Source organism: uncultured Desulfovibrio sp. (genome assembly GCF_949282365.1).
Lineage (GTDB): Bacteria > Desulfobacterota > Desulfovibrionia > Desulfovibrionales > Desulfovibrionaceae > Desulfovibrio.
Genome location: NZ_CASDOY010000012.1, coordinates 31,462 through 46,838, shown reverse-complemented (window position 1 = coordinate 46,838; position 15,377 = coordinate 31,462). Strand labels below are relative to the sequence as shown.

Here is a 15,377-nt window from a genome sequence, read left to right as displayed (position 1 = left end):
GTCATCTGGCCCCCGTCGCTCTCCCGCGTCGTCTCCGTGCCTTCTCCGCACCTGTCCGCGCTGCCCTCCTCCCTGTTCCGCCCTTCCTGCGCGCCCTTCCTGGCCGGCCTCCTTCACAGCCCCGCCTGCCGGCCGACGGCTGCCGCCGGACCCTTGCGCGCGGCAGCCCCCGCTGACGGCCCCGCTCGCGCCGCACGGCACCGGCCACAAGCTGACCGCTCTGCAATGGCCTATCTTCTTCCTCCGGTGCCGACACGGCGACGGAACGCCTTTCCCCTGCCATGCACATGGACGGTGGCCTGCCGCCTGTACATGCAGCCCGCCCGGCGGGACCGGCGGGGTCTGGTCAGCGCCCGGACCTTCCGCTTGCGCCTGCGGACCGCACCGGCGGGGAGGCGCGAACAGGGCGCGGGGCACAAGGGGGAGAGGCCGCGGACAAAGGAAAAGGCGCCCCGCCGCAGCGGAGCGCCTTGCAAGTACAGGAGCATGGCCCGGGCGGGCCTGCCGGAGCGCAGCCTACTGGGCCGGGCTCTCATCCATGTCGATGATCCGTCCCTGCAGCCAGATGTAGGCATCCACCTCGTCGCCCACCTGGGGCTCGTAATCGCGCAGGACCATCTTGCTGGCATAGAGCGGCAGCACCATGTCCGGGCGCTGGTCGAAGGGGAAGCGCACATAGAGGACCTTGATGTCCATCTTTTCCAGCTTCACGTCGTCCACGCGCTCCACCTTGGTGCGCACCTGGTATTCGGCGAAGCGGCGGCCGGGCATGATGAGCTGGCGGCCGGTCATGGAGAGCTTGAGCGGCGGCACGTCCAGGCGGGTCTTGCCGGGATTCTCGGCCAGCCACTGGGCGGCCCAAGCCTCGTACTGGGGCCCCTGGGTGATGTTCACATCATCCAGCAGGGCCTTGCGCAGGGCGATGGCCAGACCGGCCAGCAGGAAGGACTGGGTGACGCCGGGGGTCAGGTCGTCCTTGTCGCGCAGGTACAGGGGGTCGTAGAACCACATGGGTTTCTTGCCCTCGATCATGCTCACGGCCACATTGGCACCGCCGCCCTGGCTCCAGGGGTGGACGTCCTCCACGGTCAGGTCGTTGGGCAGCCCTTCCAGGAAGGGCACGGCGGACAGGGGCTTGAACTTTTCCCCTTCGTCGGCGTGCATGAGCACGGCGGCGCGCGAAGGCTGGTCCTTGGGCCAGGCCATGAGGACATATTCCTTGCCGCCGCGCGTCCACTGCCAGGCAGGGCGCGTGCCGCCGTCGTGCAGCACGGTGCCCACCACCTGGGGCATGACGGCCATGGGATCCTGCCCCAGCAGCACGGCCCAGGCATCGCCCAGGGCTTCATCATGCTGGCGGTTCTCGCCGCGCAGCATGGCCTTGAGCTCTTCCTCGGAGGGCTTGCGGGCAGCGTCGGCGTTGTCGGCAGCTTCCGCCACGGGGACGGTTTCCTGCACGTTTTCCTCGGCCTGTGGGGCCTTGCTCTTCTTGGTCATGGCTTGTGCCTCCGGTTAACGGCGCTCGCCCCTGCCGCCGCGATCGCCACGTTCGCCGCGATCACGACGCCCGCCGCGATCGCCGCGCTCGCCACGGCTGCCGCGGTCACGCTGGGGACGGGCGGTCTCTTCGGGGTTCCAGGGATGGCCCTGTTCTTCCAGCAGCACGGCCTTGCGGCTGGCGCGGATGCGGTCACCATTGATCTCGATGACCTTGACCACCATGTCTTCGCCCAGATGGGCCACGTCGCCGGGCTGTTCCACGCGGTTCACGTCCAGCTGGGAGACGTGCACCAGGGCTTCCACATTGGGCAGCACTTCCACGATGGCGCCGATCTCCATGATCTTCTTGACCTTGGCCGTGTAGTTCTTGCCCAGTTCGGGGCGCTGGTCATAGTAGGTGACCATCTCGCGGGCCTTTTCCAGGGCGTCGGCCGTGGGCGCGAAGATGGACACGCGGCCGGAATCCTCGATGTCCACGGAAGCGCCGGTGGCGGTGGTGATGGCCTTGATGTTCTTGCCGCCGGGGCCGATGATCAGGCGGATGATGTCGGGGTTGACGAAGATCTCGGCATGCTGGGGCGCGTAGCGCGACAGCTCCTTGCGCGGTTCGGGCAGGGCCCTGGCCATCTCGCCCAGGATGTGCAGGCGGCCTTCGCGGGCCTGCTGCATGGCCTGGCGCATGATATCGGTGGTCAGGCCGGTGATCTTGATGTCCATCTGCACGCCGGTGACGCCTTCCGCGGTGCCGGCGATCTTGAAGTCCATGTCGCCCAGGGCGTCTTCATCGCCCAGGATGTCGGTGAGCACGATGAACTTGTCGCCTTCCTTGATCAGACCCATGGCCACGCCGGCCACCGGGGCGCTGATGGGGATGCCCGCGTCCATGAGGGAGAGGCAGCCGCCGCACACGGCGGCCATGGACGAGGAACCGTTGGATTCCACGGTCTCGGAGACCACGCGCACGGTGAAGGGGAAGTCGGCGTCGGCGGGCATGACCGGACGCAGGGATTTCTCGGCCAGGGCGCCGTGGCCGATCTCGCGGCGGGAGACGCGCACGGGCTTGACTTCGCCCACGCTGAAGGGCGGGAAGTTGTAGTGCAGCATGAAGCGCTTGGTCACGTCGCCGGTGAGGCTGTCCATGCGCTGTTCGTCCGTGGAGGAGCCCAGGGTGGTCACCACCAGGGACTTGGTCTCGCCGCGGCGGAAGATGGCCGAACCGTGGGCGCGGGGCAGCACGCTGGTCTGGATCTGGATGGGGCGCACGGTCCTGGTGTCGCGGCCGTCGATGCGCGTGCCTTCGTTGACGATGCGGGCGCGCACCAGCTTCTTTTCCAGATCGCCGATGATCTCGCCCACTTCCTTGAGGGCCTCGCTCTCGGCCCAGGCGGGGTCATTGAGCAGGGCTTCCATGACCTTGTCCTTGACGGCCTTGCGGGCGTCCTTGCGGGCCAGCTTTTCCGGCACGCGCATGGCCTCTTCAAGACCGGCCTCGCGGGCCAGTTCCTGCACGCGGGCCACCAGCACCGGATCGTCCTGATGGGGGGTGAAGGGCATCTTTTCCTTGCCGGCCAGCTCGCGCAGCTTGAGCTGGGCGTCGATGAGCGGCTGGATCTCCTTGCGGCCCCATTCCAGGGCGTCGATGATCACGTCCTCGGGCACGAAGGTGGCTTCGCCTTCCACCATGGTCAGGGCATCGCGGGAAGCGGCGAAGACGATGTTCAGGTCGCTGCGCGACTGTTCCTCAAAGGTGGGGTTGAGCACGAACTGGCCGTCGATGCGGCCGATGCGGCCGCCGGCCACCGGGCCTTCGAAGGGCAGGGGCGAGAGCATGACGGCGGCGGAAGCGCCGGTCAGGGCCAGCACGTCGGATTCGTTCTCCTGGTCGGCGGAAATGACGCTGGCCAGCACCTGCACGTCTTCGTTGAGGCCCTTGGGGAACAGGGGACGGATGGGGCGGTCGATGAGGCGGGAGACCAGGGTCTCACGCTCGGAGGGACGGCCGATCTCGCGGCGGAAGAAGCTGCCGGGGATGCGCCCGGCGGCGTACATCTTTTCGGAATATTCCACGGTCAGGGGGAAGAATCCCTTGTCGAACTCCAGAGGCTGGGAGCAGACGGTCACCAGCACCACGGTGCCGCCGCACTGCACCCAGACGGCGCCGTGGGCCTGATTGGCCAGCCGGCCGGTCTCGAAGATGATTTCCTTGCCGCCCACGGTGGCCGTGACGCGGGTAGGGTTGAAGATGTCCTGGATCATGTTGACCTCGTGTCGAAGGGGATTCCGGCAAAAGCGGGCAACAGCGCCCCGGCGCGGCTGCGGCCGCAGGTGCTGCCCGGTCTTCCCGGACCCCCCTTCCTGCTTGATGGTTATGAGGTGAAAAAGGCAAAAGGGGGGCCGTGGCCCCCCTTTTCAATCCATGATGATTACTTGCGCAGGCCGAGCTTGGCGATCAGCGCACGATAACGCTGAATGTCCTTCTTCTTCAGGTAGTTCAGCAGCTTGCGGCGCTGGCCGACCAGCTTCAGCAGACCCTTGTGCACCTTGAAGTGACCGGTCAGGCCTTCGATGCGGGCGGTCAGCAGGGCCACCTGCACTTCCGGGGAGCCGGTGTCGCCTTCGTGTTTGGCGTGAGCGTCGATAACCACTTTCTTCTGTTCAGCGTCCATAGCCACAGCAGTTCTCCTTTACGGATGTAAGTTAATTCCAGAGGCCCCGCAGCACGGTCCAGCAGGGACCTTCGGGCGTTTCGGAACGACGGGCCAGGGCCAGGGGCAGGCCCCGGCGCTGCAGGAGGGCCTTCCCGCCCACATCTTCCCGGCAGGGTATGGCCATGCCGTTGCGGATGCGGGCCTCGGCAGCCTCGTCCAGCTCCAGCACCGGCCAGTGGGGCAGCGCCTCGGCAAGGGGGCGCAGGTGCTTCACCAGCAGGCCCGGATCGGCCGTCAGTTCGTCCAGTCCGCAGGCCCCTTCGAGACCGAAGGGGTGACTGTACTCCCGGGTCAGTTCCGTGAGCACGGCTCCGCATCCCAGTCGCATCCCCAAGCTGTGGGCCAGGGAGCGTATATAGGTGCCGGAACTGCAAGCGACCCGAAAGCGTACAAACGGCAGCTCCATCTGGAGCACGTCCGCTTGCGAAATCTCCATGCGTTTGACCTTGTGGGGCACGTCCTTGCCCTTGCGCGCCAGCTTGTACAGGGACTGGCCCTCGTGCTTGGCCGCGGAATAGGCGGGCACCTCCTGCTCGTGCAGGGTCAGCCAGCGGGCCACCTCGGCGCGCACCTCGGCTTCGCCCACCTGCTGCCAGGGCGCTTCTGCCAGCACCCGGCCCTGGATGTCCCAGGTATCGGTGGTGAGGCCCAGACGCAGCTGCCCGCTGTAGACCTTGCCGCCGTCGGCCAGCAGGTGCGAGGCGATCTTGGTGCCCTGCCCCAGCAGTACCAGCAGCACGCCGGACGCCATGGGATCCAGGGTGCCGGCATGGCCGATCTTGCGCTGGCCCAGGCGCTTGAGCGCCGCAAGGCAGCGGGCCGACGTGGGGCCAGAGGGTTTGTTGAGCACCAGGACGCCGTCCAGCTGGGGCAACGGCGCCGCTTTGCGTGCGGGGGGAGTCTGCTCGGTCATACGCAACAAATAATAATAACAGGCCTGCGGCATGAAGTCAAAACCGCAGGCCTATGGCGGCAGGCAATAGCCTGTTGCCGGGCAAAGGTCAAGCCCTTTGTGGCCCGAAGGGAAGGCGCCGCAGCGCTGCCGGCCCCGGAAGGAGCGGCGGCCGCGCGCCCGCCTAGGCCTTGTCGGCCTCGGCCTTGAGGGCCTCGGCCTGGGCCGCGGTGGCCAGGGCCTCGAACAGGGGCTCCACTTCGCCTTCCATGATGCGGTCCAGGGAGTACAGGGTCAGGTTGATGCGATGGTCCGTGCAGCGGCCCTGCGGGAAGTTGTAGGTGCGGATGCGCTCGGAACGGTCGCCGGAGCCCACCTGGGCCTTGCGGTCGGCCGAAAGCTCGCTGTTCTGGCGCTCGCGCTCGGCGGCCAGGATGCGCGAAGCCAGCACCTTCATGGCGCGGGCCTTGTTCTTGTGCTGCGAGCGTTCGTCCTGGCAGGTGACCACGGTGCCGGTGGGGATGTGGGTGATACGCACGGCCGATTCGGTCTTGTTGACGTGCTGGCCGCCCGCGCCGGAAGCGCGGTAGATGTCGATGCGCAGGTCTTCGGGGCGGATCTCCACGTCCACTTCCTCGGCTTCGGGCATCACGGCCACGGTGGCGGCGGAAGTGTGGATGCGGCCCTGGGTCTCGGTGGCGGGCACGCGCTGCACGCGGTGGGTACCGGCCTCGAACTTGAGGTGGCTGTACACGCGGTCACCGGAGATGAGGCAGATGATTTCCTTGTAGCCGCCGCTGTCGGAAGGGGATTCGCTCATGATCTCCACCTTCCAGCCCTTGATCTCGGCATAGCGGGTGTACATGCGGAAGAGGTCGGCGGCGAACAGGGCCGCTTCCTCGCCGCCGGTACCGGCGCGGATCTCCAGGATGGTGTTCTTTTCGTCCAGCGGGTCCTTGGGCAGCAGCAGGACCTTGATCTTGTGTTCCAGCTCGGGCAGCTCGGCCTCGGCCGCGGCGATCTCCTCCTGGGCCATGGCCTTGATGTCCGGGTCGCTGTCGTGCAGGAGCTGCTTGTTGTCTTCCATCTCCTGCCGCAGGGTACGGTGGCGGCGGAAGAGTTCCACCACGTCGCGCAGATCCGCATGCGCCTTGGTCAGCTTGCGGTACTGTTCCTGATCGTTGTAGACGTCAGGCTGGGCCAGCGCCTGTTCAAGCTCCATGTATTTTTTTTCAAGACCTTCCAGCTTGGCAAACATGCGAACTCCAGAAAAAGCTGTGCACCCGCCCGGAGCGACTAGGCGTCGCGCCGGTAGGGCGCCGTGATGATGTTGTCCCCGGCCTGCTCGCCCAGAGCTTCGCGCAGGGCCACCACGGCCACGTCGAGCTGGCGCTCGTCGGGTTCGGCGGTGGTCATGCGCTGCAGGGTCAGGCCCGGGGCCCGCAGCAGCGTGGCCAGGAGGCCGTCGGGCATGCGGGCGGCGTAACGGATCAGCTCATAGGCCAGCGCGCTGATGGGCACCATGAGCAGCAGTTTGAAAACAATGGTCAACACCTGCTTGGCCACCGCGCCTTCCGGGCAGTGGATGAACAGCAGCAGCGGCACCAGCACCGCATGCAGCAGGATGGCGATGCAGATGACGAAGAGCAGGAAGGTGGTGCCGCAGCGGGGATGCAGGCGGCTCATGCGGGCCGCCGTGGCGGCGTCCACGTCGCCCCCGGCCTCGAAGGCATGGATGACCTTGTGCTCCGCGCCGTGATACTGGAACACGCGCCGGATATCGGGCACGAAGGAGATGGCCCAGATATAGCCCATGAAGATCAGGCACTTGAACAGGCCGTCCCAGAGGTGGAAGCTGAGCCCCTCCACCCCGCCGCCCAGCTCCAGCCACTGCATGACCAGGGACAGCAGATGCGGCACGATGACGAACAGGACCACGGCCAGGGCCAGGGAAAGCACCAGGGTCAGCACCAGATGCCAGCCCTTGAGCTCTTCTTCCTGGCTGTCGGCCTGATGTTCCGCAGAGCGGTTGAGCGCCTTGATGCCGTTGACCAGGGTCTCGATGAGCACGGGGAAGCCGCGCACGAAAGGCTTTTTCAGCCAGGGATGCCGTGTCAGCGAGAACCAGGGCATGCGCCGGGCCACGATCTCGCCGTCGGCACGGCGCAGGGCCAGGGCATAGGCGTCACCATTGCGCATCATGACGCCTTCCAGAACGGCCTGCCCGCCCACCGTGGGGCAGGAGGACGTGAGCATCAGGGAAACAAGACGGGACAGGCGCATAAACTCCCTCAAAAAAACGCCAAGCCTCCGGCGGGAGCGTGAAACCGAAGATTCCATCGCCTCCGCCAGAGGTGGGATAACGTGCGCGTTCAGAAAACGCGGGGCAGCACACCGCTTGCGCGGCAGCGCCTACTTCTTTTCAAATTTGGCGTACTTCTTGCGGAAGCGGTCGATGCGGCCGGCCGTATCCAGGAAGCGCTGCTTGCCGGTGAAGAAGGGATGGCAAGCGGAGCAGACTTCCACATGCACCTGTTCGCCCTTCGTGGAGAGCACCTGTTCCTGATTACCGCAAGCGCAGGTAATGGTGGCGTTGAACACCTTGGGATGGATATCTTTCTTCATGTCCTTACCTCGTATGGCAACGGCATACGCCGTCAATGATCGTCTTCTGCGCGGCTTTTGCGCATCAGGGCCAAAACCAATAGCCCATAAATGCAGCTTTGGCAAGCCCCCTGCCCCGCAGGGCGGCCTGTTTTCCCGACTTTTTTTGCGCCCTGGCCCCCAAAAGCCGCGGGGAGCGTCGCCCTCCTTCCGGCAGGCGGCCGCGCATCATACCCCGGCACGGCGGGCACGGCGAGGGGACGGCAGGCAGGACGCGGGAAGACCTGCCGCGGTCCGGCAGACGCCCCGATGCCGCAGGCCCGCGCGCCGGTTGCCAGCGCCGGGCCGACAGGCTACAGTGCGGCCATGTGTGCAAAAATCGCCCGCCAGCGCGCGGATCAACTGGTCTTCATGCAGGGCCTGGCCGAAAGCCGCGAACAGGCCCGCCGTCTCATCATGGCCGGCAAGGTGGCGCTCTCGTCCGCGGGGCTGCCCCCCGGCGCGCCGCCGCAAAAGGTGGACAAGCCCGGCCACCCCTACCCAGAGGGCACGCTCTTCGAGCTGCTGGGGCAGGAGCGCTTCGTCAGCCGCGGGGCCTACAAGCTGCTGACCATCCTGGACAATTTCAGGCTCGACGTGAGCGGCATGGTCTGCCTGGACGCGGGCGCCTCCACCGGCGGCTTCACGGACTGCCTGCTCCAGCACGGCGCGGCCCGCGTCTATGCCGTGGACGTGGGCAGGAACCAGCTGCACGAGAAGCTGCGCGCCGACACGCGCGTGGTCAATCTGGAGGGCGTCAACCTGCGCGCCGCCGCCCCCGGCCTCATCCCCGAGCCCGTGGATCTGGTGGTGGCGGACGTCTCCTTCATCTCCCTGACCCTCATCCTGCCGCCCTGCATGACCTGGCTCAAGCCCGGCGGACTGGCCGCCGTGCTCATCAAGCCGCAGTTCGAGCTGGGCCCCGGCGAGACCGTCAAGGGCGTGGTGCGCGACGAGGCCGCCCGCCAGCGCGCCGTGGACAAGATCGTGCGTTTCTGCACGGAAACCCTGCATCTGGAGAGCCGGGGCGTGCTGCCCGCGGCCATCAAGGGCCCCAAGGGCAATCAGGAATACATGGCCCTGTTCGCACGGCCCTGAGCCGTCACAGGCTTTTCAGCGCGGGCGGATGCATGGCGCCGCCCGTGAGGCCCGGCAACGTGGCCGCCAGCGGCGCCCCGCAGCAGTCCGCGTGCACCGTCGCGCAGCCACGCGACCGGCCGTCTGCCGGCGCCCGCCCGCCGCAGCAAAGGCCATGCGGCATGGGCTGCCCCCTTCGCCCGCATGCGCCGCAGCCTGTTCGACAAGCTGGCGCAGCCCGTGTGCGCAGCGGCCGGGAAGGGCCCCGGTCTGCCGCGGATGTCGTGAGCACGCTGCCGGCGATGTCCTGCCACAGCGGCCGGCCAGCCCGGCCATGCGCCTGTCCGTCTGCCCTGCGGCATCCCCACGATCATGGAAAAAGCCCGCTCCCTCGAGGGAGCGGGATTTTTTGCGATCAGGGTCCCTGCGGCGTCCGGCCCGCGCGGGCCAGCGGCGGGAGACCTGCAGACGGCCGTCCCGGCGCAGCAGGCCGCAGGCGCAGCCCGAAAGGCTGTCGGCCAGCGGCAGGGATTCCTGCGCGGGCAGGACAGCCAGGGCCGTGGCCAGGGCGTCGGCCTGCATGCAGGTGGGCGCCAGCACGCTCATGCTGCCCAGTTCCGGGCTCTTGCCGGTGCCGGGATCCAGCAGGTGGTGATGCCGCCCCCGGGCGTCATAGGTCATCTCATAGCCGCCGGAGGTGGCGATGGCCTGATTGTAGAGCTCCAGCACCTGCGGATAATGGCCGCGCTTCTGCGGGTCTTCCACGGCCACGCGCCAGGCCAGGCCCGGGGCCTTGTGGCCGCGCGCCAGGATGTCGCCGCCGGCATTGATGAGATGGTTCTCGCAGCCCGCGCGCAGCAGCACGGCGGACATGGCGTCCACGATATGGCCCTTGGCGATGCCGTCCAGGGTCAGGCCCATGCCCTGTTTGCCCAGGCGCAGGCCGCTGCCGTCCAGATGCACGGCACGGGCGTCCACCAGGGACAGCGCGTCGCGCAGCTCGCCGGCGGAAAGGACCAGCTCGCCCTGGGGATCGCTGCGGCTTTCCAGCAGGCGCACCAGGGGCAGCACCGTGGCGTCGAAGGCCCCGCCGGTCAGGCGGCTGACGCCGCCGGCCCGCTGGAGCACGGCGCGCAGTTCGGGCGGCACGTCGCGCAGGCTGCCCTGGCTGTTGAGCACGCCCAAGGGGGCCGCGCCGTCGTGACGGGTCAGCAGGCCTTCCAGACGGCGGCCCTCGGCAAAGGCCAGGTCCATGGCGTCATGGGCCTGGGTGGCCGGTGCGCCGGCCACGGTGATGCTCACCATGGTGCCCATGAACAGGGCCGTCTGCTGCACGGGAGCGGCGGCGCGCGTCATGGCGCGGGCGGGGACGGAGGGCAGGACGGAAGCGGCGCCCGTCAGCAGCAGACCGCTGCCGGCCAGCGTCCAACGCAGGAAATCTCGGCGGGAAGTCTTAGGCATTGCAGTTCTCCTGTGCAGGGGTACGGGCGTTCTTGGCGGACGCGGCCACCACATCGCCGCCGGAAGCGCCGCCGTCACCGTCGGCATCGTCCTTCACCTTGGCCACGCTGGCGGCTTCGATGCCCGTGGGGCAGGTACGCCGCAGGATATGGCGCGCACAGGCTTCCACGCAGGCCTCGCCGCAGTCGGGACCGTAGGAAAGGCACTTGATCTGGTCCACCACCATGCGGCCGTCCACGTTGCTCACGGCCTTGGCCGGACAGGCCTTGACGCAGCGGCCGCAGTTGATGCAGCCCGCGTCGCAGACTTCGGTCACGGCGCGCAGCTTTTCGCGCGTGTTGCAGAACACGGCCACACGATGGCGGCGCGGGGCCAGTTCCAGCACGCCGCGCGGACAGGCCGTCACGCACATGCCGCAGCCCGTGCAGCGGGTCATGTCCACGCGCACCACGCCGTCCCTGACCTGCATGGCGTCGAAGGGACAGACCTGGACGCAGTCGCCAAAGCCCATGCAGGACCAGTGGCAGGTATCGGTGCCGCCGCGCAGCATGGCCGCCGCCGCGCAGGAGGGCATGCCCTGGTACTGGTAACGCAGGGCCACATTGCCGGCCAGCTTGTCGCAGCGGCGCAGCGAGAACAGGGGCTCCGCCTCGGCCACGGTCTTGCCGGTCAGCTCGCCCACGGCGATGGCCGTATCGGCGCCGCCGGCGCAGCATTTGTTGGCCGGGATGTCAGGGTCGGAGACCACGGCCGCGGCATAACCCTCACAACCGGCGAAACCGCAGCCACCGCAGTTGGCGCCGGGCAGGACCTCCAGCACGGCCTCCACCCGGGGGTCTTCCTTGACGTAGAAGACCCGCGAGGCGATGGACAGCAGGATGGCGGCCACGAGCCCCAATCCGAACAGGGTGATGATGGAAACAAAAACCATATATGCCTCTCCTTGCCGCCCAGCGGCAGTCAAAAGCCCGTAGTCCGCGCTACTGCGCCATACCCTTGAAGCCCATGAAGGCCAGCGACATCAGGCCGGCCATGATCAGGGCGATGGGCGTGCCGACCATGGCCTTGGGCAGGCGGCAGGTATCCAGCCGCTCGCGGATGCCCGCCATGAGCAGGAGGGCCAGGGTGAAGCCCACGGCCGAAGCCGCGCCGTAGAGCACGGAGGTCAGCAGATCGTATTCCTCGCGCTGCACCAGGATGGTCACGCCCATGACGGCGCAGTTGGTGGTGATCAGCGGCAGGAAGATGCCCAGGGCCGAATACAGCGGCGGCACCATCTTCTTGAGGAACATTTCCACGAACTGCACCAGCGAGGCGATGACCACGATGAAGACGATGGTCTGCAGGTAGCCCAGGTCGAAGGGCTCCAGCACATAGCGCTGCATGAGCCAGGTACAGGCCGTGGCCACGATGATGACGAAGATCACCGCACCGCCCATGCCCAGGGCCACGCCTTTTTCCTTGGAGCAGCCGAGGTAGGGGCAGTTGCCCAGGTACTGGGCCAGCACGATGTTGTTGACGAAGATGGCCGAGATGAAAAGCTGGAAGATATCCATACGCGCATCCTTGCGAAAGCCCGGGGGCTACTGTTCCTGACGCTGCTGGAGCATGCTGCACGCCTTGCAGCCGCCGCAGCTGGAAGTTTCCACCATCTGGCCGCCCTTGCGGCGGGACTGCCAGACATTGATGACGTTCATGGTGGCCAGGATGAGACCCAGACAGACGAACGCGCCGGGGGCCTGCACCATGATGGTGAACGGCTGGAAGCCGTCCCACATGACCGGATGGCCGAACCAGGTGCCGTTGCCCAGGATCTCGCGCAGCGAGCCCAGGAAGGTCAGCGACATGGTGAAGCCCAGGCCGATGCCCAGGCCGTCGGCCACCGAGGCGGCCACGCCGTTCTTGGCGGCGAAGGCCTCGGCGCGGGCCAGGATGATGCAGTTCACCACGATGAGCGGTACGAAGATGCCCAGCTGCTGGTAGAGCGGATAGGCATAGGCCTGCATGAGCAGTTCCACGGCCACCACCAGCGAGGCCGCGATGACGATGAAGCAGGCGATGCGCACTTTCTTGGGGATGATGCCGCGCACCATGGAAATGATCATGTTGGAAAGCACGAGCACGAAGATGACCGCCGCACCCATGCCCAGACCGTTGTTGGCGGAGTTGGTGACCGCCAGCGTGGGACACAGGCCAAGGACCAGCCGGAAGGGCGGCAGGTCCTTCCACAGCCCCTTGGTGAATTCTTGCATGACGCTGCTCATGGCTGGCTCCTTATTTGCTGCCCCAGGTCTTGAGGATTTCCGGCTTGAGGGCCGTGTAGGTCTGCGCGGCCGAGTTCACGGCCGTCACCGCCCCCGTGGAGGAGATGGTGGCGCCGGAGATGCCGTCGATGCTGCCGCCCTGGCTCTTGAGGCCCACAGGCGCGGCGATGCCCCTGAACTGTCCGGTGAAGCCGGGTTCCGCGATGCGCATGCCCAGACCGGGCGTTTCCTTGAGGGTGGTGGTGCCGATGCCGGCCAGCGTGTCGTTGGCCACATTGAAGCCCACCATCACGCCCACGTCGCCGCCGTAGCCCTTGCCCTTGGCTTCCAGGGCCACGCCCACCAGCTGCCCGCCGCGCATGGCGGGGAAGACCAGCACGCGCCCCTTGTCCGTCTCAAAGGCTTTGCGGTCGGCAATGGGCTGGTTGTCGATACCAGTGAACACCCCGGCGATGGCCGGTCCCTGCACATAGGTCAGCACCTGTTCCTCGATGACGGGCGCGGTGACCATCTTGAGGTAGGAAAGGGCGAAGCCCGAAAGTCCGCACAGGGCTGACAGAACGACGATCATTCGCAGAATATCGGCCATGGCTAGCGCACTCCAAAGGGTTTGGGCCGGATGGTATCCAGCAGCGGGGCCACCAGATTGGCCAGCAGGATGGCAAAGGGCACCCCGTCAAGGTAGATGCCGTACTTGCGGATGGCCATGACCAGCGCGCCGCCCAGCAGACCGTAGAGGAACATGGGCAGGGGACGCGAGGGCGCGTTGGCCGGATCGGTGATGAGGAAGAAACCGCCCAGCATGACCGAGCCCGTGCAGAGGTGGAACAGGGGCGAGGCGTCGGTGGTGGGGCTGCTCATGTAGAAGACGGCCGCCAGACCGGCCACGCCGGCGAAGAAGCCCAGGGCCGGCTGCCAGCGGATGAAGCCGCGGGCCGCCAGCAGGGAACCGCCCACGAAGAGCGCGCCCACCTGACCGGCGCCCAGGCCGCTGATCTGCTGGCCCAGCAAGAGGTTCTGCAGGGGGATGTGGTCGGCATCGGCCCAGCCGAAGAACTTGAGCCGCACCAGCGGATCCACCAGATTGGCGGCGTTGAGCTGCACGGCGTTGGGTTCCATGAACAGCGGGAAAGAGACGAAGAGCACGGCCCAGCCCACCAGGCTGGTATTGACCGGGTTGGCGCCCAGGCCGCCGAAAGCCATCTTGCCCAGGCTGATGGCCACCAGCGGCGCCATGACGGCGATCCACCAGGGCGCGTCGGCCGGCAGCAGGAAGGCCAGCAGCAGGCCGGAACACACGGCGGTGTAGTCGTCGATGGACAGCTCGCGGCCCATGAGTTTCTGGCAGGCGGCCTCGGTGAGCACGGCCACGGCCACGCACAGGGACATGACGCGCACGGCGGGCAGTCCCCAGGTCCAGACGGCCCCGATGACGGCGGGCAGCAGGGCCACGAGGGTCATCAGGCTCTGGCGGCGCACGGTGCGCCCGCAGTGCCAGTACGGCGGGGCGCTCATGGCCAGCAAGACGGAAGATTGAGCGGCAGCGGGCATCAGTTTTCTCCTTCCTTGGCTTCGTCGGCGGACTGCGCGCCTACGGGACGCAGCTCGCGTTCTTTCAGACGGCGGGCCTCATCGGCCTGGGCCAGCTTGTGCTTGGCCAGACGGATGTATTGCAGCACCGGACGGCGGGCGATGCAGACATAGCCGCACAGGCCGCATTCCAGACAGCAGTCCACATGTTCGTCGCGGCAGCGCTCGTGCAGGGCGAATTCCGCGTTGCGGCTCAGCATGCTGGGGCTCAGGCGCGCGGGGCAGATGAGCACGCAGGCCCCGCAGTTGATGCAGGGGCTGTGGCCTTCCATGGGCGGCACGGTGCCCGCCTCCACCACGAAGACGCCCGTGGCGCCCTTGGTGATGCTGCGGTCCAGACGGTCGATGCTCTCGCCGCGCAGCGGGCCGCCGCGCACCAGGGTGTCGCCGCTGTTGAGCTTGATGTGGGCGAATTCCAGCAGCTCGCCCAGCATGCTGCCTTCCTTGACGATGTAGTTGCCGGAGTGGGTGTAGCTGCCCAGGGTGATGACCGACTCGATGAGGGGCAGCCCCGTGCGCGCCACGCGCCCCAGGCTCCAGACATTGTGCAGGCCCACGATGCCCACGCCCTCGGGATTTTCCTTGCCGGTCACGGTCTTGACCAGCAGGGCGTTGACGCTGGCGGGGTAGCGGGCCGTCACCCGCACCACTTCCACGTCGTCGAAGTGCAGGTGCAGCTCGCGCGGCACGGCCAGCAGGATGCGCTTGGCCGGGGTCAGGCGGCGCAGCACGGCCAGACCGGCGCGCAGCGTGCTCTGATGGGTCAGGAGCATGGGTTCGGCCCAGGTGACCCCGGGGTCGGGGTTCAGGCCGTTGATGATCAGGGTCTCGCACTGCTGGCCCAGGGATTTGGTGTTCAGGCCCAGGCTCTTGAGCAGCACGGCCAGTTCCTGGCCCGTGCGTTCGTCATTGAGCAGGTCCACCTTCTCCACGCTGTCGGCCTGGGCGCGCAGGGCCTCGTCGGGCTCGATGGCCTCCACGAACAGGCTGCGCTCGGTGACGTCGGTGATGCGGCCGAAAATGGGCGAAAAGGCGTCCCCCTTGAGCGGCGAGGGATGCACCGCCAGGCGCATGCGCGGATAGACCAGCGCCTTCTTGGTCACGCCCTCGACGAGCTTGTAGCCCTCGCGGTTGAGGCGCACGCGGCGCGGTTCCGGGCCGTCGCTGTAGCGTTGCGTCACCCCGTACACCAGGTGGAAACGCGGGTCCTGCAACATCTGGAATACTTCTTTCATACCCGCC

General features: G+C 67.3%; 15 protein-coding genes. 1 reads left to right on the top strand and 14 read right to left on the bottom strand.

Annotation, left to right across the window (positions count from 1 at the left end):
• Positions 1-516 precede the first annotated feature (516 nt).
• The 7 genes from Q1X76_RS04675 to rpmE all read right to left on the bottom strand — a co-directional run bounded on the left by Q1X76_RS04675 (position 517) and on the right by rpmE (position 7,725).
• Positions 517-1,497 carry a hypothetical protein gene (locus Q1X76_RS04675; protein ID WP_300718365.1) on the bottom strand — a complete coding sequence of 327 codons (981 nt, stop codon included), beginning with the start codon at positions 1,495-1,497 and terminating at the stop codon, positions 517-519.
• Between the two features lie 15 nt (positions 1,498-1,512).
• Positions 1,513-3,753: a polyribonucleotide nucleotidyltransferase gene (gene pnp, locus Q1X76_RS04670; RefSeq protein WP_300718367.1), complete on the bottom strand. Its 2,241-nt coding sequence runs from the start codon at positions 3,751-3,753 to the stop codon at positions 1,513-1,515.
• 170 nt (positions 3,754-3,923) lie between these two features.
• Positions 3,924-4,172 (bottom strand): 30S ribosomal protein S15, encoded by a 249-nt coding sequence (gene rpsO / locus Q1X76_RS04665; protein WP_300718364.1) that lies wholly within the window; start codon positions 4,170-4,172, stop codon positions 3,924-3,926.
• Between the two features lie 25 nt (positions 4,173-4,197).
• Complete coding sequence (truB, locus tag Q1X76_RS04660) at positions 4,198-5,121, bottom strand: tRNA pseudouridine(55) synthase TruB (RefSeq protein WP_300718363.1); 924 nt, start codon at positions 5,119-5,121, stop codon at positions 4,198-4,200.
• Positions 5,122-5,284: 163 nt separating this feature from the next.
• Positions 5,285-6,358, bottom strand: coding sequence for a peptide chain release factor 1 (gene prfA, locus Q1X76_RS04655; protein ID WP_300718362.1), 1,074 nt, complete (start codon positions 6,356-6,358; stop codon positions 5,285-5,287).
• 38 nt (positions 6,359-6,396) lie between these two features.
• A complete protein-coding gene (locus Q1X76_RS04650) occupies positions 6,397-7,383 on the bottom strand; it encodes a DUF1385 domain-containing protein (RefSeq protein ID WP_300718361.1) in 987 nt (328 codons plus the stop codon).
• 129 nt (positions 7,384-7,512) lie between these two features.
• The gene (rpmE, locus tag Q1X76_RS04645; RefSeq protein WP_300718360.1) at positions 7,513-7,725 is read right to left on the bottom strand and encodes a 50S ribosomal protein L31; all 213 of its coding nucleotides are present in this window, start codon (positions 7,723-7,725) and stop codon (positions 7,513-7,515) included.
• A gap of 345 nt (positions 7,726-8,070) precedes the next feature.
• Between rpmE and Q1X76_RS04640 the strand changes: the two genes are divergently transcribed.
• Positions 8,071-8,841, top strand: a complete 771-nt coding sequence (locus Q1X76_RS04640; RefSeq protein WP_300718359.1) for a TlyA family RNA methyltransferase — start codon at positions 8,071-8,073, stop codon at positions 8,839-8,841.
• Between the two features lie 15 nt (positions 8,842-8,856).
• On the opposite strand, the gene Q1X76_RS04635 is transcribed toward Q1X76_RS04640, so the two are convergent.
• Genes Q1X76_RS04635 through Q1X76_RS04605 form a run of 7 tightly spaced genes read right to left on the bottom strand, consistent with a single transcriptional unit; the run spans position 8,857 to position 15,370 of the window.
• The gene (locus Q1X76_RS04635; protein WP_300718358.1) at positions 8,857-10,281 is read right to left on the bottom strand and encodes an FAD:protein FMN transferase; all 1,425 of its coding nucleotides are present in this window, start codon (positions 10,279-10,281) and stop codon (positions 8,857-8,859) included.
• A complete protein-coding gene (rnfB, locus tag Q1X76_RS04630) occupies positions 10,274-11,212 on the bottom strand; it encodes an RnfABCDGE type electron transport complex subunit B (RefSeq protein ID WP_300718357.1) in 939 nt (312 codons plus the stop codon). The genes Q1X76_RS04635 and rnfB overlap by 8 nt, the downstream gene beginning before the upstream one ends.
• Positions 11,213-11,261: 49 nt before the next feature.
• Positions 11,262-11,837 (bottom strand): electron transport complex protein RnfA, encoded by a 576-nt coding sequence (locus Q1X76_RS04625; protein ID WP_300718356.1) that lies wholly within the window; start codon positions 11,835-11,837, stop codon positions 11,262-11,264.
• Between the two features lie 27 nt (positions 11,838-11,864).
• Positions 11,865-12,545: an electron transport complex subunit E gene (locus tag Q1X76_RS04620; RefSeq protein WP_300718355.1), complete on the bottom strand. Its 681-nt coding sequence runs from the start codon at positions 12,543-12,545 to the stop codon at positions 11,865-11,867.
• A 10-nt stretch (positions 12,546-12,555) separates the two neighbouring features.
• Positions 12,556-13,134 (bottom strand): RnfABCDGE type electron transport complex subunit G, encoded by a 579-nt coding sequence (rnfG, locus tag Q1X76_RS04615; protein WP_300718354.1) that lies wholly within the window; start codon positions 13,132-13,134, stop codon positions 12,556-12,558.
• Positions 13,135-13,136: 2 nt separating this feature from the next.
• Entirely contained in the window at positions 13,137-14,096 is a 960-nt protein-coding gene (locus Q1X76_RS04610) for an RnfABCDGE type electron transport complex subunit D (protein ID WP_300718353.1), read from the bottom strand.
• Entirely contained in the window at positions 14,096-15,370 is a 1,275-nt protein-coding gene (locus tag Q1X76_RS04605; protein WP_300718352.1) for an electron transporter RnfC, read from the bottom strand. The genes Q1X76_RS04610 and Q1X76_RS04605 overlap by 1 nt, the downstream gene beginning before the upstream one ends.
• Positions 15,371-15,377: the final 7 nt, after the last annotated feature.